The organism is Lacibacter sp. H407, assembly GCF_037892605.1.
GTDB lineage: Bacteria > Bacteroidota > Bacteroidia > Chitinophagales > Chitinophagaceae > Lacibacter.
The window spans coordinates 1874657-1895481 of record NZ_JBBKTU010000001.1; the positions used below are offsets into that span (position 1 = coordinate 1874657).

General features: G+C 41.6%; 21 protein-coding genes. 7 read left to right on the forward strand and 14 right to left on the reverse strand.

What is annotated here, in order from left to right; all coding sequences use genetic code 11:
- Positions 1 to 62: 62 nt before the first annotated feature.
- Both WG989_RS08135 and WG989_RS08140 read left to right on the forward strand, forming a co-directional pair.
- Positions 63 to 1907, forward strand: coding sequence for a 2-oxoacid:acceptor oxidoreductase subunit alpha (locus tag WG989_RS08135; RefSeq protein WP_340428587.1), 1845 nt, complete (start codon positions 63 to 65; stop codon positions 1905 to 1907).
- Between the two features lie 106 nt (positions 1908 to 2013).
- Entirely contained in the window at positions 2014 to 2460 is a 447-nt protein-coding gene (locus WG989_RS08140) for a RidA family protein (protein ID WP_340428589.1), read from the forward strand.
- A gap of 111 nt (positions 2461 to 2571) precedes the next feature.
- On the opposite strand, the gene nth is transcribed toward WG989_RS08140, so the two are convergent.
- The 4 genes from nth to eno form a co-directional block, all read right to left on the reverse strand.
- Positions 2572 to 3216: an endonuclease III gene (nth, locus tag WG989_RS08145; RefSeq protein ID WP_340428591.1), complete on the reverse strand. Its 645-nt coding sequence runs from the start codon at positions 3214 to 3216 to the stop codon at positions 2572 to 2574.
- A 35-nt stretch (positions 3217 to 3251) separates the two neighbouring features.
- Entirely contained in the window at positions 3252 to 3500 is a 249-nt protein-coding gene (locus WG989_RS08150) for a hypothetical protein (protein WP_340428593.1), read from the reverse strand.
- A 95-nt stretch (positions 3501 to 3595) separates the two neighbouring features.
- Entirely contained in the window at positions 3596 to 3889 is a 294-nt protein-coding gene (locus WG989_RS08155; protein WP_340428595.1) for an FtsB family cell division protein, read from the reverse strand.
- Positions 3890 to 3955: 66 nt separating this feature from the next.
- Positions 3956 to 5248 carry a phosphopyruvate hydratase gene (eno, locus tag WG989_RS08160; protein WP_340428596.1) on the reverse strand — a complete coding sequence of 431 codons (1293 nt, stop codon included), beginning with the start codon at positions 5246 to 5248 and terminating at the stop codon, positions 3956 to 3958.
- A gap of 161 nt (positions 5249 to 5409) precedes the next feature.
- Here eno and WG989_RS08165 point away from each other — a divergent pair, with 161 nt between their 5' ends.
- Positions 5410 to 5976, forward strand: a complete 567-nt coding sequence (locus WG989_RS08165) for a DUF4126 domain-containing protein (protein WP_340428597.1) — start codon at positions 5410 to 5412, stop codon at positions 5974 to 5976.
- 10 nt (positions 5977 to 5986) lie between these two features.
- On the opposite strand, the gene gldA is transcribed toward WG989_RS08165, so the two are convergent.
- The gene (gene gldA / locus WG989_RS08170) at positions 5987 to 6880 is read right to left on the reverse strand and encodes a gliding motility-associated ABC transporter ATP-binding subunit GldA (protein ID WP_340428599.1); all 894 of its coding nucleotides are present in this window, start codon (positions 6878 to 6880) and stop codon (positions 5987 to 5989) included.
- Between the two features lie 62 nt (positions 6881 to 6942).
- Positions 6943 to 8850, reverse strand: coding sequence for a T9SS type B sorting domain-containing protein (locus tag WG989_RS08175; protein ID WP_340428601.1), 1908 nt, complete (start codon positions 8848 to 8850; stop codon positions 6943 to 6945).
- A 218-nt stretch (positions 8851 to 9068) separates the two neighbouring features.
- On the opposite strand from WG989_RS08175, the gene acs reads away from it, so the two are divergent.
- Entirely contained in the window at positions 9069 to 11006 is a 1938-nt protein-coding gene (acs, locus tag WG989_RS08180; RefSeq protein ID WP_340428603.1) for an acetate--CoA ligase, read from the forward strand.
- Positions 11007 to 11098: 92 nt separating this feature from the next.
- On the opposite strand, the gene WG989_RS08185 is transcribed toward acs, so the two are convergent.
- From WG989_RS08185 to WG989_RS08215, 7 genes are all read right to left on the reverse strand, one after another.
- Entirely contained in the window at positions 11099 to 12760 is a 1662-nt protein-coding gene (locus WG989_RS08185) for a restriction endonuclease subunit S domain-containing protein (protein ID WP_340428604.1), read from the reverse strand.
- Positions 12761 to 12826: 66 nt separating this feature from the next.
- Positions 12827 to 13384: a L,D-transpeptidase family protein gene (locus WG989_RS08190; RefSeq protein WP_340428605.1), complete on the reverse strand. Its 558-nt coding sequence runs from the start codon at positions 13382 to 13384 to the stop codon at positions 12827 to 12829.
- Positions 13385 to 13656: 272 nt separating this feature from the next.
- Positions 13657 to 14088, reverse strand: coding sequence for a DUF4332 domain-containing protein (locus tag WG989_RS08195; RefSeq protein ID WP_340428606.1), 432 nt, complete (start codon positions 14086 to 14088; stop codon positions 13657 to 13659).
- 134 nt (positions 14089 to 14222) lie between these two features.
- Positions 14223 to 15089, reverse strand: a complete 867-nt coding sequence (locus WG989_RS08200) for an outer membrane beta-barrel protein (protein ID WP_340428608.1) — start codon at positions 15087 to 15089, stop codon at positions 14223 to 14225.
- Positions 15090 to 15114: 25 nt separating this feature from the next.
- The gene (locus WG989_RS08205) at positions 15115 to 16182 is read right to left on the reverse strand and encodes an anti-sigma factor family protein (RefSeq protein ID WP_340428609.1); all 1068 of its coding nucleotides are present in this window, start codon (positions 16180 to 16182) and stop codon (positions 15115 to 15117) included.
- A 78-nt stretch (positions 16183 to 16260) separates the two neighbouring features.
- Positions 16261 to 16746, reverse strand: coding sequence for an RNA polymerase sigma factor (locus tag WG989_RS08210; protein ID WP_340428610.1), 486 nt, complete (start codon positions 16744 to 16746; stop codon positions 16261 to 16263).
- Positions 16747 to 16832: 86 nt separating this feature from the next.
- Positions 16833 to 17030, reverse strand: coding sequence for a hypothetical protein (locus tag WG989_RS08215; protein ID WP_340428611.1), 198 nt, complete (start codon positions 17028 to 17030; stop codon positions 16833 to 16835).
- A gap of 145 nt (positions 17031 to 17175) precedes the next feature.
- Between WG989_RS08215 and kbl the strand changes: the two genes are divergently transcribed.
- A complete protein-coding gene (gene kbl / locus WG989_RS08220) occupies positions 17176 to 18375 on the forward strand; it encodes a glycine C-acetyltransferase (protein WP_340428613.1) in 1200 nt (399 codons plus the stop codon).
- Positions 18372 to 18893 (forward strand): hypothetical protein, encoded by a 522-nt coding sequence (locus tag WG989_RS08225; RefSeq protein WP_340428614.1) that lies wholly within the window; start codon positions 18372 to 18374, stop codon positions 18891 to 18893. Before kbl ends, WG989_RS08225 begins: the two co-directional genes overlap by 4 nt.
- Positions 18894 to 18897: 4 nt before the next feature.
- Here WG989_RS08225 and WG989_RS08230 read toward each other — a convergent pair whose 3' ends face one another.
- Positions 18898 to 19809: a hypothetical protein gene (locus WG989_RS08230; RefSeq protein ID WP_340428616.1), complete on the reverse strand. Its 912-nt coding sequence runs from the start codon at positions 19807 to 19809 to the stop codon at positions 18898 to 18900.
- Between the two features lie 113 nt (positions 19810 to 19922).
- Here WG989_RS08230 and WG989_RS08235 point away from each other — a divergent pair, with 113 nt between their 5' ends.
- Entirely contained in the window at positions 19923 to 20729 is an 807-nt protein-coding gene (locus WG989_RS08235) for a penicillin-binding transpeptidase domain-containing protein (protein WP_340428617.1), read from the forward strand.
- The last annotated feature ends 96 nt before the right edge of the window (positions 20730 to 20825 follow it).

Here is a 20825-nt window from a genome sequence, read left to right on the forward strand (position 1 = left end):
CAGGATAATAACAGACGAGTTAAATTTTTTCATAGCTTGGGCACACCTAACTTTGCGTTGCTATGACAAGAACTCAGGAAGTATTAAACGATGTAGTTATCAAGTTTGCAGGAGACAGTGGTGATGGTATGCAGTTAACAGGCAGCCAGTTTACCAATAATACGGCGTTGATGGGAATTGACCTTGCCACCTTCCCCGATTTTCCTGCCGAAATTCGTGCCCCACAAGGAACCCTGGCTGGTGTAAGTGGTTATCAACTGCGTTTCAGCAGTGATAATGTGTTTACCCCCGGCGATGAGTGCGATGTGTTGGTGGCCATGAATGCAGCTGCCCTCAAAGCAAATCTTACCGCTATTAAAAAAGGTGGAAAGATCATTGCCAATACAGATGGCTTCGATGCAAAAAATTTGCGCCTTGCAAATTATCCCGAAGGTGTAAACCCACTCGAAAACGACAGTCTCACTAACTATGAGGTGATTAAGATCGATGTTACAAAGCTTACACGTGAAGCATTGGCCGATATTACGATGGGCATGAAAGAAAAAGACCGTGCAAAAAATATGTTTGTGCTGGGCTTTTTGTACTGGATGTACAACCGTGATATGGAGAATACCATTTCATTCCTGCGGGAGAAGTTTGGTAAGAAACCGGAAATACTGGAAAGCAACATTCGTGTATTACAGGCCGGTTATAATTATGGCGATACTACCGAAACATTTACCACCACCTATAAAGTAGAGAAGGCAAAAATGGAACCGGGCATGTACCGTTCCGTGATGGGTAACCAGGCAGTAAGCTTTGGGTTGATCGCTGCTTCGCAAAAAAGCGGACTGCAATTATTCCTCGGTTCGTACCCCATTACTCCGGCTTCTGATATTTTGCACGACCTGAGTAAGTACAAATCGTTTGGTGTAAAAACATTCCAGGCCGAAGATGAAATCGCAGCTATTACGTCAGCAATTGGTGCAGCCTATGGCGGATCGCTGGCAGTAACTACCAGCAGTGGTCCCGGTATTGCATTAAAAGGTGAAGCGATGGGTTTGGCAGTGATGCTTGAAATTCCGTTGCTCATTATTAATATCCAACGTGGCGGACCGTCAACCGGTTTACCCACCAAAACAGAACAAAGTGATCTGATGCAGGCGTATTACGGACGCAATGGCGAATGTCCGATGCCGATCATTTCTGCTTCCACACCTGCCGATTGTTTTGATGCGGTGTATGAAGCGGCCCGAATTTCGGTACAGCACATGACGCCTGTTATCTTTTTAAGCGATGGGTATATTGCGAACGGTGCTGAACCGTGGAAGTTTCCGCAAAGCGCCGACCTTCCTGAGATCCATGTAAAATTCAAACAGGGATTGGATGAAGGCGAAGAAAAATTACAACCGTACAAACGTGATGATAAATTAGTTCGTCCATGGGCCATACCCGGTACACCCGGCTTGGAACATCGCATTGGCGGATTGGAAAAACAGGATATTACCGGTAACATCAGTTACGATGCTGATAACCACCAGCACATGGTGAAAACAAGACAGGCAAAGGTTGATAAAATTGCTGATCATATTCCTGTACAGCAATTAGACAGTGGTCCTGAAAAAGGAAAAGTGCTCATCCTTGGATGGGGCAGTACGTACGGTGCTATTAAAAGTGCCTGTGCAGAATTACAGGTGCAGGGGAAATCGGTAGCGCATGCACATCTCCGTTATATCCGTCCGTTCCCACGCAACCTTGGAGAAATATTGAGCAATTATGAAACCGTATTGATCCCCGAGATCAATAACGGACAGTTGATCAAAATTATTCGTGACGTTTATTTTGTAGATGCAAAAGGTTACAACAAGATCAAAGGTGTACCTATTACAAAAGGTGAATTGATCGAAGAGTTGCAACAGTATTTGTAATTGTTCTTACTTTACATAAGTCTTGAATCCATCAGTGAACCGCTGATGGATTTTTTGTTTTTGTTACCGGCTGCAATTTTTTACTTTACAGTTAAAACCTATCGTCATGAACAGCTATTTCATTTTCGTCGTTGCCGTGGTCTTTTCAATAACAGCTTCGGCGCAACAAACAACCGCCCCTATTATAAAAGAAAAATGGCATTGGGGCAATCCCAACAAACAGGATACATCGGCCGGATATGCGCAGACATTGAAAGTAGGGGATGTGTTATATCTCTCCGGAACTGTAACTACTGAACTAAGTGAAAAAGGAGTCAAGCAGGTATATGCAGGTTTGGAACGTTCACTCAAACAATATGGATTAACCTTTCAGCATGTAGTAAAAGAAAATTTATACACGACTGATATAGAAGCGATGAAACTACTCAACCATGTACGCAAGCAATTTTACAAAGGCGATTTCCCTGCAGCTACCTGGGTGCAAATTGTTCGGTTATTTATGCCCGATGCAAAACTGGAAGTGGAGTTGATTGCACATTTCCCGAAACAATAGATTTGTCGTTCTTCTTTGTGTCCTTTGTGAAAAGCCTTTGTGTTCGCTGTGCTAATTTGTATTACAAAGCAAACGAAATAATGCACAAAGTACACGGAGAAAAAAGCGGAACTATTTATTATTCTTTTGAAAATACTTACAGGCTTGCTGCAAGCCACATTCCCTGCATTTGGGATTTCGTGCTATACAAATATAACGGCCATGTAAAATGAGCCAATGATGTGCTTTGTACACCAGCTCGGTAGGGAAATGTTTGATGAGCTCTTTTTCTACTGCTAACGGAGTAGTAGCCGTTTGTTTCACCAGTCCAATGCGCTTACTCACACGAAACACATGTGTATCCACCGCCATATTTGGTTGTGCATCCACCACAGAAGTAATGACGTTGGCTGTTTTTCGTCCAACACCCGGTAATTTGATCAATTCCTCAACAGTTAACGGCACTTCACCGTTAAACTCATGCACGAGCTTTTGTGCCATACCGATCAAGTGTTTGGTTTTATTATTGGGGTACGAAATGCTCTTAATGAGAGGAAACAATTCATCAAAGGTTGCCTTGCTCATGCTTTCAGCATCAGGATATTTTTCGAAGATGGAAGGAGTTGTCAGGTTTACCCGTTTATCGGTGCATTGGGCACTAAGAATAACGGCCACGAGTAACTGAAAAGGATTATCGTACAGCAACTCCGTTTCCGCATCGGGTGCATGTACCGAAAAATAATCAATAACCGATTGGTAACGCTCTTTAGTTGTCATTCTGAATTTGGAATGACGGCGAAATTAGGGAAAGATCAGTTTGATGCAGAAAGATCAGTGGCTGCCATGTCCTTGTTGGCATATTTCAGCACATTCAACACCGTTTCTGTACGGGGTGAAAATCTGAAATTGGTAAGCCGTTGTGCCGCTTTTTTGATTACCTCAAACTTTTCCCGGAGGGTCCAGTCTTCAGCCATTGCCTGTTCGATAGCGGCATTCTGTTCAGCGGTTGTTTCTTTGTAGAGATATTGTAACAAGTCTTCCGGCGTAAATTTATGTGTCATAAGCAATCCTGTTTTTATGCGTAGGGGCTTCTCAAAGGATCTGCTTTGCTATTAAACGCTGTTGGTAAACTTGTATTGTACGGGGCGGGCTGTTTTTATTCCTCAAAGAGGAAAACGTCCTCATTATCCTTTTTCATGTAATACTTCTCACGGGCAAGGCGCTCGTAGGCGGCCGGGTCTTTTTGCCTGTTTTCCAGCTCGGTTTTGGCCGTTTCGATCTTCTGGTTGAAATAAGAAGTATTGCTCTTCAGTTCAGACAGTTTGCGGTAACGGTTCACCTGTGTGAGAAAATCGTTCCGGTCCACAAATAACATCCACACCGCAAAACCAATAATGGTTAAAACGTATTTGTTTTTCAGAATGGGCGGTATGTGAGTTAGAAATTTCATTTTGTTAATGGTTGATAGTTCATGGTTCATAGTGTTCTGCTATGAACCATGAACTATCAACTAAAGTTACTTACCAAATTTAATCTTTCCGTTTGGATAAATTGCATTCTCACCCAGCATTTCTTCGATGCGGATGAGTTGGTTGTACTTCGCCATACGGTCGGTACGAGAAGCTGAACCGGTTTTGATCTGTCCGCAATTCAATGCAACTGCCAGGTCAGCAATTGTTGTATCTTCTGTTTCACCACTTCTATGACTCATCACCGTATTGTAACCTGCATTCTGCGCCATTTGTACAGCGTTGATGGTTTCCGTAACGGTACCGATCTGGTTTACTTTGATCAGGATAGCGTTAGCAGTTCCTGTATCAATTCCTCTTTTTAAAATTTTGGTATTCGTTACAAACAGATCATCACCTACTAATTGAATTCTGCTGCCAATTGCATCGGTGTGTTTTTTCCATCCTTCCCAATCTTCTTCTGCCATACCATCTTCAATTGAAATGATGGGATATTTATTCACCCACTCTGTCCAGTATGCAACCATTTCATCGCTGCTGATCACTTTCGAAGGATTGCTTTTGTAAAACTTATAGGTTTTTGTAGCACCATCATACATTTCGCTGGAAGCAGCATCCATACCAATCGCTACTTGCTCGCCCGGTTTGTAACCTGCCGCAGTGATCGCTTCCAGTACAGTTTCAATCGCTTCTTCGTTGCTTTGAATTTCAGGAGCAAAACCACCTTCATCACCTACGTTTGTACTGAATCCTTTTTTCTTTAATACAGATTTCAGGTGATGGAAAATCTCCACACCCCAACGTAATCCTTCACTGAATGATGTAGCACCAACAGGGATCACCATGAATTCCTGGAAATCAATTTTGTTATCGGCATGTGCACCACCGTTCATGATATTCATCATGGGAATAGGTAACACAGTACTGTTTACACCACCGAGGTAACGGTACAAGGGTAATCCACTTTCTTCAGCGGCTGCTTTTGCAACGGCCATACTTACAGCCAATGTTGCGTTTGCACCAAGATTGCTTTTGTTATCAGTACCGTCAATTTTCAGCAGAAGTGAATCGATATACGCCTGGCGTGTAACATCAATACCGATGAGTTGATCGGCAATAACTTCATTCACATTTGTTACAGCTTTCAATACACCACGACCCATGTATTTGCTTTTATCTCCATCACGCAGTTCAACTGCCTCATGTATACCAGTGCTTGCACCGCTTGGAACAGCAGCACGGCCAAGAATTCCGTTTTCGGTAATTACATCTACTTCAACAGTTGGGTTACCACGGCTGTCGAGAATTTGTCTTGCATGAATGTCGGCGATAAAGCTCATAAAATTCAGTTTGTAGTTAATGTTTGCAGTTGTTACAAAGCGTGCAGCATGTAGCAAAGAGCGTGCAGCTTTCTTTTCGCTGCAAAGAAAAGACTTTCAGCGGCAGCAGCAAAGAGTTATGAGCAGTGAAATGATTATTTTTAAGTACAACAAACGATTGTATGGATACAACATTACTTACTTCTGTTGCAATGGGCATTGCTCTCAGCGCATGCTGTGGCTTTCGGGTATTTGTGCCTATGTTGGGTGCCAGCTTTGCTGCATGGCAGCAATGGTTCAACCTGCCTGCTGATATGCAATGGGTGGGCAGCTTGCCGGCCGTACTTTGTTTTGGAACAGCAGCGGTGTTAGAAATTGGTGCTTATTATATTCCGTTTGTCGATAACCTGCTGGATACGATCGCTACTCCGTTAGCTGTTGCAGCAGGAACAATTTTAGCTGCATCATTTTTACCGATTGCAGAATTTACTCCGTTGTTGAAATGGATATTGGCGATTGTTGCCGGAGGTGGTGCTGCGGGAACAGTGCAAGCCGGGACCGGATTGTTGCGTTTGTTTTCTTCCAAGGCCACAGCAGGTACTGGCAATGTGGTGGTATCTACGGGTGAGAATGCAGCAGCAATTGGAGGAACAGCGTTGAGTTTTATTGCACCGGTGATTATTGCTTTGCTTATGTTGCTGTTGATTGGATGGATATTGGTGAAGGGGGTGGGGAGATTGCGGAGGTGAACAGACAACGTCAGTTTGTCAAACTCCTGAACACATCTTCCAACGAATTCTCATCACTCTTCAGCGAAAGCACATTCAGATTTTTTTCGATCGAAAGTTGTAACAGTTGTTTCTTCACAGCATCAGGATTATCTGTTTTGAATTTCCAGGTAGTGCTGTTTAAGCGAATACAGTTTTGAATAGATTGAAACAACGATTCATCCACTTCTTCTTTTAATTCAAGGATCACTTCGCCTGCATGAACTTTTTTCAACAAATTCGATAACTGATCGTCTGCCACAATACTTCCTTTGTTGATGATGATCACACGATCGCAAATAGCTTGTACTTCCTGTAAAATATGCGAAGAAAATAAAACGGTTTTGTTTTGACCAAGTTGTTTGATCACATCCCGTATCTCAATGATCTGGTTGGGATCAAGTCCACTTGTTGGTTCATCTAAGATCAATACTTCAGGATCATGAATGAGTGCGGCAGCCAAACCAACACGCTGTTTGTATCCTTTTGAAAGCTGCCCTATTTTTTTATGTGCTTCGGGTGTTAAACCAACCTGCTGAATCACATGTTCGATTTTTTGTTTTGGAGTAACAACCTTGTGTACTTCCGCAATAAAAGCAAGATATTCCCGTACATACATTTCATAGTACAACGCATTGCTCTCAGGTAAGTAGCCGATCTTCTGTTTGGTGTCGATGGGATTTTCATTCACTTTCACATCACACACAATGGCTTCTCCACTGCTCGGCTGCAGGTAACCGGTGATCATTTTCATGGTAGTGCTTTTGCCCGCACCATTCGGACCAAGGAAACCAACGATCTCTCCCTTCTTCACAGAAAAAGAAATATCATTCACAGCTTTTTGTGTGCCATATACTTTCAACAGATTTTTTACCTCGATCGACATACGCTTGTTTGTGTCAAAAATAAATGAATTGCAGCACACTCAGTTGGTTGCTGTTATTGGCATCAGGGAATAAGCAGCACCGTTCCTTTTTGGTTAAAGGATTTGTCGTTGCGTTTGTAACGGATGGTCCAAACATATTGTCCGGGAGGGGCTTTCTGGCTATTGATGAATCCATCCCAGCCTGCGGCTACATCATTGGTTGAAAAGATCAGTTGCCCCCAGCGGTTAAAGATCCTGAATTCAAATTCATCAATACGGAAATAAACTTTTGCTTTGAGTACATCGTTCAACCGGTCGCCATTTGGTGTAAAAGCATTGGGTACAAAAATCACATCCGCACAATCTTTATAATCAACGGTAATATCATCAATAGCAATGCCGCATCCGTTTCCTACAGCAACAGAATAAATGCCGGGCAACGTAACTGTAATGCTGCTGTCGGTTGCATTATTATTCCATAAATAAAATTCAGCTAACGGATGCGTTGCATTCAATACTAAGGGTTCGTTTACACAAAGCGTTGTATCTCCAATAAGTTGAACAGTGGGTGTAAAATTTCTTGTGATGACAAAACTATCAGTGCGGCTGCACACCCCATCGCTTGTAAGCAATGAATAGCTTCCTGTATTAGTAAGCGTTCGTTGTGCGGCGGTTGTCCCATCGTTCCACAAATACGATACAGCAGTGGGTTGTTGTGCATCTACATCCAATGTTTGCGCATCGCAAAGCAATGTATCCAATGGGATCGTACGTTGTAATAAGTTTGATTGTACCACTACCGCAACTGAATCTGCACTTGAGCAACCGCCTTTGGTGATCAGGCGTACATGATACATTCCACTGTTTCCGGTTGTTGCATTTACTACACGCAACGTATCGTTGCTCATGTTTAAAGGAGTTCCATCAGCGGTCCAGATATAGGCAATGGCATCAACAGGAACATTCAGTATCAGATCTTTTGTTTCACACACAGGTGCATTGCTTTGCAGCATGGGTGAAACGGGTGCAAATACATTTACCGGAATAATTGGTGAAACAGAGCGGCAGTTGTTAGAATTGATATTCACTGCTTCTGCTACAAGCAAGCGGTAATTGCCGCTGTCGGCTTTCTGAATATTACTAAGTGATAAGTTAGGTGTAGTGGCAGCAGGAATATTCGTCCAGCCGGTACCGTTATTAAACTGCCATTGATAAGCAGGGTTTGAATAAAACCCACCGGCTACATTGATGTTAAGGTCAACAGTACTTCCCACACAGGCATCATTTGTATTGAGTAATGTTCCGCTAACAGAAGATGACATGGTTGGCCCGCATAAGGTGAATTCGATATCATCTAGTGCAAGATCGTTACCGAGCCCGCCTACCTGGTTATTAAAAATACGTAGGATAACCGATGTTTCACCGGCAGGTAATGCAAACAGAAAGCCGAATCTCTCCCAGGTAAAGTTGCTAAAGCGTGAAATAGAGGGCGTATTAAACGTCTGTAACACGTTGCCTGATGTAGCACTGCTGATCTCAAAGCGAATAATGGGATCCAATGGATTGTTAGAACCAAGAGGTATGAGGTTAGCGATCCATGCAGAAAAATACAATTGCGATCCGGAGCAAAGATTGGCTACAGTTGTTTCATAAAATTTTCCTGCGGTGTAATCGGCATTCACGATCATCATATTGCCGCCTGATGAACGATCTGTACCAATATGCCAAACTCCAAATTGTCGGCCACCTGTTGCAATATCAGCTGTGGTCTTTCGAATTCCGTATTGTCCATCATCAACAAGTCCCAAGGAATCAAAGCTATAAGTGGTAACACCCGCAGGAAGTCTTGGTCCTGTTAACGGAGAACTGATACCTCCGCCAAAATTTTCATAAAACAATACGTTGCCCGAACACTGTGCGATCAATTGTTGATTGAGTAACAAAAAACTAACAACTGCTATTAAATTTTTGAGAGAAGTGGCTTTGAACATCGTTTGCTTAAGAGGGCTAAAAGTAACCATTCGAATCTTTACAAACAAAAAGCCCTTGCTAAACAACAAGGGCTTTCATAAAAAACCAACCATATGAACAGACATCGAACAGATCAATAGGGTATTGTCTGTGTTCTTTCAAGTAAAAGACCGTTGCTGAATAAAATTCGCTGCATACGGCTGCAATATTTTTATATTTATGGCCCAAATAATGAATGATGTCATATCCTTACCAAATTAAATCTTACGACGAGTATAAAGCAGCTTATCAAAAAAGTGTTGAAGAACCGGATGCATTCTGGGGTTCAATTGCTGAACATTTTCAATGGAAAAAGAAATGGGACAGCGTATTGGAATGGAATTTCAGAGAACCAAAAGTAGAATGGTTCAAAGGAGCCAAACTGAACATCACTGAAAATTGTATCGATCGGCATTTGGAAACAATGGGCGATAAGCCCGCCATTATTTGGGAACCAAATAATCCGGAAGAACGTGTACGTGTTGTAACCTATAACCGATTGCACAAACGTGTTTGTCAATTTGCACAAGTGTTAATTAACAATGGTGTAAAAAAAGGTGATCGTGTTTGTATTTATATGGGTATGGTGCCTGAGTTAGCATACGCTGTATTAGGTTGTGCACGCATTGGTGCAATACATAGTGTGATCTTCGGTGGTTTTAGTGCACAAAGTATTGCTGATCGTTTGTATGATGCGCAGGCAGAATTTATTGTTACATGCGATGGTGCATACCGGGGCAATAAAGATATTCCGTTGAAAAGTGTAATTGATGATGCATTGATCGGTAACAGAACGGTGAAGAAAGTAATTGTATATACACGCACACGCACACCTGTATCAATGTTGAAAGGAAGAGATGTGTGGTGGGAAGATGAAATGGAATTTGCAGAACACCAGGTGGAGAAAAACGGTGTGGTAAGTTTTCCTGCGGAGGAGATGGATGCAGAGGATCCATTGTTCATTTTATACACAAGCGGATCAACAGGTAAACCGAAGGGGGTAGTACATAGCAGTGCAGGGTATATGATCTGGACGAATTATACATTCGTGAATACATTTCAATACAACAAAGGTGATGTGCATTTTTGTACTGCTGATATTGGCTGGATCACCGGGCATAGTTATATTTTATATGGTCCGTTAAGTGCCGGTGCAACTTCATTGATGTTTGAAGGTATTCCTACATTTCCTGATGCAGGACGTTTCTGGGATATTGTTGATAAACACAAAGTAAATATTTTGTACACGGCACCAACAGCCATCCGCAGTTTGATGGGCTTTGGTTTAGATCCGTTGAAAGGAAAAGATCTTTCCTCATTAAAAATACTGGGTACTGTTGGCGAACCTATTAACGAAGAAGCATGGCATTGGTATGATGAACATATTGGCAAAGGCAAATGCCCCATTGTTGATACATGGTGGCAAACAGAAACAGGTGGTTGTTTAATTTCAAATATGGCTGGTGTTACACCTTCTAAACCAAGTTGGGCAACGTTGCCTATGCCGGGTGTGCAACCAATATTGGTTGATGAGAATGGTAAAGAAGTAACAGAGAAAGATGAGCATGGTCATTTGAAAGGTAACCTTTGTATCAAAGCACCATGGCCTGCTATACTTCGCACAACGTATGGTGATCATGAACGTTGCCGTACCAATTATTTTGCAACGTATGAAAATTTATATTTCACGGGTGATGGTGCATTGAAAGATGAGGAAGGATTTTATCGCATTACAGGAAGGGTAGATGATGTGTTGAATGTAAGTGGTCACCGCTTAGGTACAGCTGAAATTGAAAACGCATTGAACATGCATGCAGGTGTGGTTGAAAGTGCAGTAGTTGGTTACCCGCATGATGTAAAAGGACAAGGCGTGTATGCCTATGTTGTGTATGGACACATGCATGGCGATGAAGATCTTACACGAAAAGATATTCTGCAAACAGTTACACGCATCATCGGCCCTATTGCAAAGCCTGATAAGATTCAGTTTGTAAGTGGCTTACCCAAAACAAGAAGCGGTAAGATCATGCGGCGTATTTTAAGAAAGATCGCTGAGAACGATCTCAGTAATCTTGGTGACACATCAACCTTGCTTGATCCAGGAGTTGTTGATGAAATTAAAAACGGAAAGTTATAAAAAAGAGAAGCCCCGAAACCTACGTCGGGGCTCTTTCTTACATGTGGATTTTGGATATTGATCCGTGTAAGATTTTTAATTAGAGGTATATTTTATTCCAGCGGCATTTTCGCAAACCATAATGTTTTTCCGCTTTTATTTTCGCCGAGGAAAACAATTTGCCCTTTACCAATTGGAAGTGATGGATATTTATTATTTACATAGTAGTCTGATTTGCCTTGTCCCATTTGCACGAAGTCACCAATTTTCGCACTGCTAACATCGATCTTCGCAACGTTGGGATACATCAGGAACTTATACTTGCTTTCACCCAATTCTTTTTCCTGTCTCCAGCCTTTCATTTCCATGATCGTCCAGTAAACCGTTTTTCCATCGCTGCTTTCCATGATCAATTGATTGTTAGGCGATGATTTTGCTTCTTTGTCATTTTCTTCTCTTCTTACTCCGTAAGAAGCTTTAAGTACACCGCTACTTCCAAAATGCATCATAATGATATCTTCGTATTCAGCGCCGCCACCGCCGCCGCCAACGGAACCAAGGTTGCCAAACTTCATTACATGTCCGCCACCTTTTGCTTTGGTATATTTCTGGCCTGCTAATAAAATATCACCGTTGCTTAAAAGTTTAATATCAGCCACTTTGAATTTCCGTCCGGTGTATTCAGGATTCTTTTTTTGTGAGGGAGGTGATTGCGATTTTTTATCGAAATCTTCCAATGTATTGTTGCTAACAAATGCTGTTTTTCCGTTTGAAATTTTCACAACCTGGAATCCCTTGGCTTTGAATTTTTCAACTTCATCATCACGCATATTTACAGGCGCAGCAAATTTTTCATCAAAGTAATCATCCGTCTTTTCACCTGTGGCTCCCATGATCAGTACATCGCTTCCAATGGTTACAAACATATTGCCGTTGAAGATGCCTGCTTTTGATGCAACACTGATGCGTTCTTTAACTGTGCCATCTTTTCCTACCCGTACAAATGTGTAATTGGTTGCAACAGGATCGGCTGATTTTTTGTAAGCTTTCCCACCCATTGGTGCAAACAGAAGCAATACATCACTGTCTGTATCATTATCATCATCCTGATCATCTGTGTTAACGGCAACCACAGTTTGAGGATAGTCAAACTTCAACAAATTGTCGCTTATCTTATTCAAGTCATGATCAAACCGAAGAATATGAATTTCAGTTGTCATCTTTAATGCATTACCGAGTCCTGTTCCCTTATCGCCGGCAAAAATTAAAATGTTGCCGCTTTCCTGTTGCTCCGAATGGGCGATGTATTGAAACTTTCCGCCATCATCACTTTTGGGTTTTATTTTTTCTCCAAAACTAACTTTGGTATCGTAGCCACCCCAAAACCAGTTCCATTTGCGTTTGTAAGTTTTGCTTTTCAGAATCAATGTTCCCAACATGTTGGGCTCAACCGTTACAGCTTCAACAGTATATTCTTCGCCTTTATCTGCTTTAAACCCTTTGATTTTTTCTAATGGAACTTCGCTTTCTTCCATTCCTTTAAAGTTGAATTCGAGATCAAATTTGTAGGTTTCAAATTTAGCTTTTCGCCCCGATGCTTTGGTAACATAGTTCATGGTTACCTCGTTCTTTGCTTCATCGACAGTAGGTTCATACAAATAACCTTTATTTGCTTTCTTAGAAATTTCGTGGGTGCCTTCTTTGGAAAGTTTTTGAGCATTGACTGTAAGACTGCTACCCATAAACAGGAGTAACAGCAAATTCATTGATTTCATGTTGTGGAGTTTGAAATCAAATAAAGCACTTCCTGTTTGCTAATGGTATACCCTTAAGACGGTATTTTAACGTAAGATGGTTACTTCTGTGCCTACAGGTAGCAGATCATAAAGCTCTTTGGCGTACTCACGCTTGGTGGAGATGCAACCAAGCGTCCAGTTGTAATAATAATCTACAAAGCGGTCTTCGTTGCGGCGTGTTGCATGGATGCCGATGCCGCCACCCGGTTTAGCGTAGGGAGGAATAATACCTTGCGATTTTCGTGCATTAAATTTTTCAATATCGGTCTGTGTGGGGTAATCGAGCAATAAAAAATGACCCCATTCTGCATGTATTTTTTTAGCGATGATCCGGTAATTGCCTTCAGGGGTGCGGCGGTCGCCTTCCATCATCTTATCTGTTTTTTCACTGGTGCCAAAAACAACCGGATAGGTAAACAACCAGCCTTCCTCGTCATACACTTTCAACTCATAGTTGCTTTTATCGATCACTACCTTGTAATAAGCCGATTTTTTTGCAACGGGTTTGTACACCGCCGTTTTGCCTCGGTGAAACAAACTGAAGCCCGACAAGGACAGCATGAGCACACAACAAAAAATAAGAATGGTTGATTGGCTTTTCATTTACACGTTGTTTTCAACTGTTTCTTTTTGATTTTTTTATTGCCAGTTGAGGATCGTAATAAAAATTAATATCGATGTACTGTAAAAACTGCTCATTAATTTTTTTACCCGGTTCAACAGTACAAGATTAACGGGCAATAATTGTGCTATATTATTTTGTGGAATTTAATTAACAATCCGTTGATGGAAAAGTGGTGAATAACCTGTTGATGGCTCACACAATAAAGCCGCCTTGTTTATGAGGCGGCTTTGAGAATAATTCGTAGTAATGCTTAGTGAAATACTTTTTGTTCCAGTGTTTTTGCTTCAGCAATCATGGCTGCTAATTTTTCAGCTGAAGGAACTTTTCCGGTTAAGCCAAACTTTTCATTTGTCTCTATCATTTTTGCGTGAAGGTTTTCTGCATTGCGTGTTGCCAGTTCTTTCACGGTATCAACTCCCGCTGCTTCCAATAACTCGGCTGTTTGTCCGGCAACACCATTAATGCGGTGGAGGTCGGCATGGTTCACCCAGGTAAGTATCAGGTTTTCAGGAATCTCTGTTACTTCATGAATCGCTACCCGACCTTTTTTTGTTCCTCCTTGTGCCAACAGATCATCTGTTGTAAAAATGGCCATGGTTTCCAATCGTTTTGCGTAGTTGCTGCCGATGCCTTCAATGTCGATCACTTTATAACTCATGGTTCGTTTTTTAAGTTTCGGCAAAGTAAAGAAATTCTAAAGTTATAAAACTGTTTATTCGGAGCCGGTGGGCCATCCTTTTTTTGGCAACCCTCCTCTATAAAAAAACCGCTCCTCAAGCGAGAAGCGGTTAGCCAGAGAATACAGCGTGAGCTGTATTACCAGCTGCTAAATCTAATACCAAAGTTGTAAGGTGTTTGCTCCAACCCGTTTTTATGTAAGTTGTTGAGTGCATAGCTTCCGTATAAGCGAACCGCACCGAGGTTTAATTCACCAATTGCAGAAAGCTTCCATGGTTCAAGGTTGAAATCGCTTCTTACTTTTTCTTTACCGTTTTGCTCACTCTTCATTTTCTGGCGGGCTGCATACATATAACCTGCACTTACGCCTGCACTGAAGCCATACCCTTTTTTGCGCTTGGGGGCAAAGTTGAAATCAAGCATCACAGGTACCGTTAAATAGTCGGCTGCCAGTTTATTTTTCTTGTACTTAAAATTATCGAAGGTAATGTTGGTTTCGGGTTCGGTATTGTACCGAACACTTTTTTCATGGCTATAGTTGTTCATCTCTACGCCTAAACCATATTTCAGGTTTACAACATGTTTAATAATGTTTACTCGTTGCATAAAGAACCAAACATTCACATTGATGGAACGACCGTTGCGTAAAGACATTTGTTCTTTACTACCGGTTCCTCCCGGAAAGAAGGCCTGAGCGGAAGGTGATGCGTAATTTGTTTGATCATTTACATTGGAAAACCCAAGATCAAGAATCAGCCAGTTAGTACTTACGTTTGATTTTTTGTGATCTTTCCTTTTTGTGATTTCTACAGATGTGCTTTCGTCATCATCGTCATCGTCATTATTGTCTTTTTCAGACTTTTTTTCTTTACTATCATGTTTTTTGATGATGATCATGTTGCCGACTTTGATTGTATCGGCACCTTGTGGTTTTGTGGTGTCGCTTTGTGCATTAAGGCCGAGGCATAGAACGAGACCAAGCAATGATAAGATTGACTGCTTCATAAAAATTTCCGTTTAAAGTTTTTTGTTATTGGGTGTTTACCGCAAACACTGCAAAGCGTACTTCGGAAGAACTTGATTGAATACCGGTTTTACGTTCAAGCGTCCGTTTTGCTTTTTTCAGAAAGCCTGCTATACCACTTTTGCGTTGCCTTTCTTCGGTAAGAAGTTCATTGTCTTCTTCGTCGGCAACATCGTTGTTGTAAGAAGCATAACTGATGTTGTTTGCTATAGGTTGTACGGTTGAAGTTTTAGAAAAGTTACTGGGAGCTTCAATTTTTTCTTCGATTATTTTTTCATCTGCTTCTGTTTTTGCAATATCTATTTGCCCATCAACAACAGGAGCAGTAGTTGATTCTGTTTTAGTAGTTGGGTTAACGGTTGCAACAGAACCATTGGTAGTTACAGAGGTTTTTGTTTGTTCGGTTGATTCTGTAGCTGCTGTTGTTTCATTGAATTCATTGGTTTGTTCTTCCAATGCTTTTTTTACTAATTCTTTTGGAGATAAAGGAGTGATGGATTGATTTTCTTTTACTGCTGGTTTATCAGCTGCAATAAATGAGTCAGGTTTATCAGTTGTTTTTATTCCATCCAACATCAACCACATCGCACTGCCCAGCAATACCACAACGGCAGCTGCAGCACTCCATCTCCTGACTGTCATGCTCATTGAGAACACACGTGCAGGTTCAGCTTGTTTGTACAGTAAAGATTTATCGGGGAATACAATAGAAGTATCAGCGGTTACCTGGCTGCGGCGGAGCCATAGCAATTCTTTTTGCAAAGAACTATTTGCTACCAGTTCTTTTTCAACAGCAGCTTTTTCATCGGCTCTTAATTCGCCATCAACATAAAGTAACAATTGCTCTTCGCTGATGTTGCTTTCTTCATCAACAGGTTTTAATAAAGAGTTGATGAAGGTTGTGTCCAGTTTTATATCATCAGTAAAAGTAGATTGCTGAATCAGTTCAAATTCTTCCTGCAGATCAGGATTGGTCGCCACAAATGCTTCCACAATTTTCCGCTGCCCGGCTGTCAACTCATTGTCGACATACAGGAGGAAAAACTCTTCGTAATTATGGCGGTTAATGTTCATTATTATTCAAGTTAATGGTTCATTGTTCATGGTTCATTGCAAAGCTTCTTTCCATGAACTATCAACTATGAGCTATACCTACATTACATTTTCAATACTAACTAAATAATTCTTCAACTGTAATCTTGCCCTGTGCAAATAAACTTTTACCTGGCTTTCGTTCAATCCCGTTATTTCACCGATCTCGTCGTAACTGTATCCTTCGTAATCTTTTAGTAAAACCAAACTTCTTGCAGTTTCACTCAACCGGGCCAGCGCTTCTTCCAACACCTTCTTCATATTATGTTGCGGCCTGTCCTGGATTCTCACTTCTTCTGCAAATTCATCCCGCAGGCTCACCCGTTTGTGTTTGCGAATGTGATCGATCATCTGGTTGTAAGCAATGGTAAACAGGTATGATTTGCTGCGCTCATTATCTACATTGTCTTTATTCACCCACAATTTTTCGAAAGCACTCTGCACAACATCCCGTGCATCTTCTTCGTGCCCCAAATTCTTGAGGATAAAACGGTACACGTTGTCGGCATACCGGGTCACACATTCATTATATTCTCTGGCGGTCATAAATCAGTTAGTGATCCGTGATGATAAGTTTAACTATCAGTATTACGGACACCGGAAATAAAAGTTACAGGAAAATAAAAATATTTTTAGAGCGAGCCCGAAAAAGAATCAAAAATGAAAAAACCGGTTTGAGGAGCACTGTTCGGTGCAGGTTTTTCCTGGCAGGTTTTGCTGCATTTGGGGGAAGTTGCAGCCGATTTCTTAGCAGGTGTAATGGTAAGCAATGCCCATGCAGAAACGGTAACTAATACCACAGCACCAAGAAGGATAATTTGCTTTTTCATAAACACCTGTTTGAAGGATAAGACGAAGGTAGAAGGAAAATGTTACAGTTACACCACATATTTGTGTGAATTTCTTGAACATGCAATCGGTTACGCATGAAAGAACCTGTGAATCCTCTTATTTTTGTCGCTTAAACCTATTGTTATGAATGAGAAATTAGTACAACGCATTGAAAATGAATTGGAGGAGATCAAGACCAACGGGCTTTTTAAAACCGAGCGGATCATTGAGAGCGCCCAAGGCCCGGAGATCATGGTAAACGGGAAGATTGTGCTGAATTTCTGCGCCAATAATTATCTCGGTTTGTCTTCACACCCGAAAGTTATTGAGGCGGCAAAAAAATACATCGACCTGCGTGGTTTTGGGATGAGCAGCGTACGTTTCATTTGTGGCACGCAGGACATTCATAAAGAACTGGAAAGGAAAATTTCTAAATTCCTTGGTACAGAAGATACCATTTTATATGCCGCCGCTTTCGACGCCAATGGGGGAGTATTTGAGCCTCTGTTCGGCGAACAGGATGCCATCATCAGCGATGCATTGAACCATGCCAGTATTATTGATGGCGTGCGTTTGTGCAAAGCGCAACGTTTCCGTTATGAGCATAATAATATGGCCGATCTTGAAGCAAAACTTCAGGAAGCAGCAGGTGCCCGTAACCGTGTGATTGTTACTGATGGAAGTTTCAGCATGGATGGAACTATTGCCCAGCTTGATAAAATTGTGGAACTCGCCGAAAAATATGATGCGGCCATTATGGTAGATGAATGTCATTCAAGCGGCTTTCTCGGAAAGACCGGTCGTGGTACTCATGAATACCGTGGAGTGATGGGTAAGATCGATATCATCACCGGAACTTTGGGCAAAGCTCTTGGTGGAGCAAGCGGCGGTTTCACCAGTGGTCGTAAAGAAGTCATCGAGATGTTGCGCCAGCGTTCACGCCCCTATCTTTTCAGTAATACATTGGCACCAAGTATTGTTGGTGCATCGATTGCTGTGATGGATCTGTTAAGTGAAACAACCGAATTGCGTGATAAACTTGAGGCTAACACAAAATATTTCCGCAGTAAAATGACTGCTGCTGGTTTTGATATTAAACCCGGCGATCACCCGATTGTTCCGATCATGTTATACGATGCAGTAGTGGCGCAGGATTTTGCTGCCAAACTGTTGAAAGAGGGAATTTATGTGATTGGATTTTTCTTCCCGGTTGTTCCGAAAGGACAGGCACGTATTCGTGTACAATTAAGTGCTGCGCATGATCAACAGCATTTAGATAAAGCGATTGCTGCGTTTACAAAAGTGGGCAAAGAATTGGGTGTACTGAAAGAAGTAACTGCATGAGGAAACTTTTTCTTGTTCATGTATTGCTGCTGATAGGTTTGTTTTCATCAGCACAACAACTTTCATTTCCGCAGTCATTTGTTGGCAACTGGAAAGGTACACTTACATGGAACAGAGCTGAGAAAGCAACACAGCAATTTACAATGCGGTTGAATACTCAAGCTGTTGACAGCGGTCGTTATACCTGGCAGATAATTTATGGTGATGTGCAGAAAGATAATCGTCCGTACATATTAATGCCGGTTGATACCTCAAAAGGTCATTGGAAAATTGATGAACGAAATACAATTGTGCTGGATGGATATTTTATCGGCAACACGTTTAGTTCTGTCTTTGCTGTATCAGGTAGCACAATTGTGAGCAAGTATGAATTAACAGCGGAAGGTTTGATGGTTTCATTTACTACTTACGCAACAAATCCAATTACAACAACGGGTGGTACCTCAAACGAAATACCACCCGTTGATAGTTATCAGGTAAAGAGTTTGCAGCAGGGATTACTCAAACGAGAGAAGTAGTGAGTTATTTAATGGTGGGTATCAAACCACGGATACCCATATCAACTAATGTTTCACCTTTCAGTGGTTCCCATTTTCTATTCGGGTTCAGGTCCTTCCACTCTACACTTTTATTTGTGCTGAAACTGCATTCAACAATAATATCTTTTGTTTCATTACCGGTGATCTTTAGTTTTCCATTGGCAAATGCTGCTGTTACTACACAGCTTCCTGCAGGTATGGGTGATGTGTTGAATAATGGATTGACAACTGTAGTTGCACCTGCCGGAGCTTGACCGCTTTCTGCAATCGGAATGTTTGTACCCAGCACTGGCACGGCGGTTTCAAAACCCCAGAAGCCTTGGGAGCGGTTACCATTTACCGTTATGGATTGGTTTTTTACAGTAAAATTTTTAATGTAAGTGTTGTAACCAATAAAAGAAGCCAATGTAGCATTCAGGTCCTGGTTAATGGAAATCCCGTTGATAGTTGTATCAACCCGAATTTTCACATCACCGTTTTGATAAGCCAATGAAATACGCAGCCATTCATATTCGCCAGTGGCAATTTGATTGATCGGCACTTCATAAAACACTTCGTTGTTTCCTGCCTGTGGTGCTTTTTCAAAATCAATGGCTTTACTTCCGCCAATTGTTGTTTCCGCGGCATGATAAAGTACTGCACCTTTTCCCAGTAATGTAAGTGCGCCGGGTGCCAATTCAATGTAATGTGCACTCATCTTATTCATCACACCACTTTGAGCCGCATTGCCTGCAGGTATGGTCGAGGGCTGACCGATATTATTCAACCGGGCCTGTGTAGAATCAAACTTGAATTTGAAGATGAGTTTTGCAGTACTGTTTCCTGTTTCGTTCTTTTTGCAGGCGATCATGCTGATACTGGCCGTAAAAAGCGCAAGTGCAAGTGTACGGGACATGGTGGTTGATTTTAAGTCAGTTTAAAACGTCCTGTTCGTTGCCTTATTGTTTTCCGTAAAGTTTTAAGAGCCTATTCACAATCTCACTTTACTTTTGTGCAAAATTTCCCATCATGCGTTTTGCAGTTGTTTTGTTCTCTATTGTTACATTATTTAATTCCTGTTCCATCAATAATTTTGAGATCGATGACGATCTGAAGCAATATTTTGATAAATACAAAGCAACGGGAAGTTTTGCCTTGTTCGACAATGCACAGGCGCACTTTACGATCTACGATTCAGCTAATTTCCGGAAACGTTATACGCCGGCATCTACATTTAAAATAGTGAACTCGCTCATTGGGCTGGAAACAGGACGGATCTTTGATGAAAAGATGGTGATCAAGTGGGATGGTGTTGTTCGTGAACGTGAAGAGTTGAACAAAGACATGAATATGGAAGAAGCATTCAAAGTTTCTTCGGTTCCTTATTACCAGGAAGTGGCCCGCAGAATTGGAAGAGATACCATGCAGCGTTGGATCGATACGTTGCAATACGGCAACAAAACGATTGGTAATGCCGTTGATTCGTTCTGGCTCAACAATGCTATCAAAATTTCGCCCGATGAACAATTGGGGCTGGTAAAGCGGTTGTATTTTCAGCAATTGCCGTTTCAAAAACGTACACAGGATATTGTGAAGAAAGTGATGATGCAGGAGGATAATTCATTGTACAAACTTGCATACAAAACCGGTTGGGGTTTTGATGAAAAAGGTGCCAATATAGGTTGGATCGTTGGATGGATCGAAGAGAACCGCCATCCTTATTTCTTTGTACTGTTAGTGCAGTCGCCCGAAAAAGAATATGATATGCGTACTAACCGTCTTGGTTTGTTGAAAGACATTCTGAAACACTACGATTTTATGCAAGGGAAGAAATAGTGAAAATCAATAGGCAATAAGCAACTGCCAATAGGCAAAGTTGGCAGCACCAAGTATTGTTCATTGCCTATTGTCTATTGCCAATTGATTATTGGA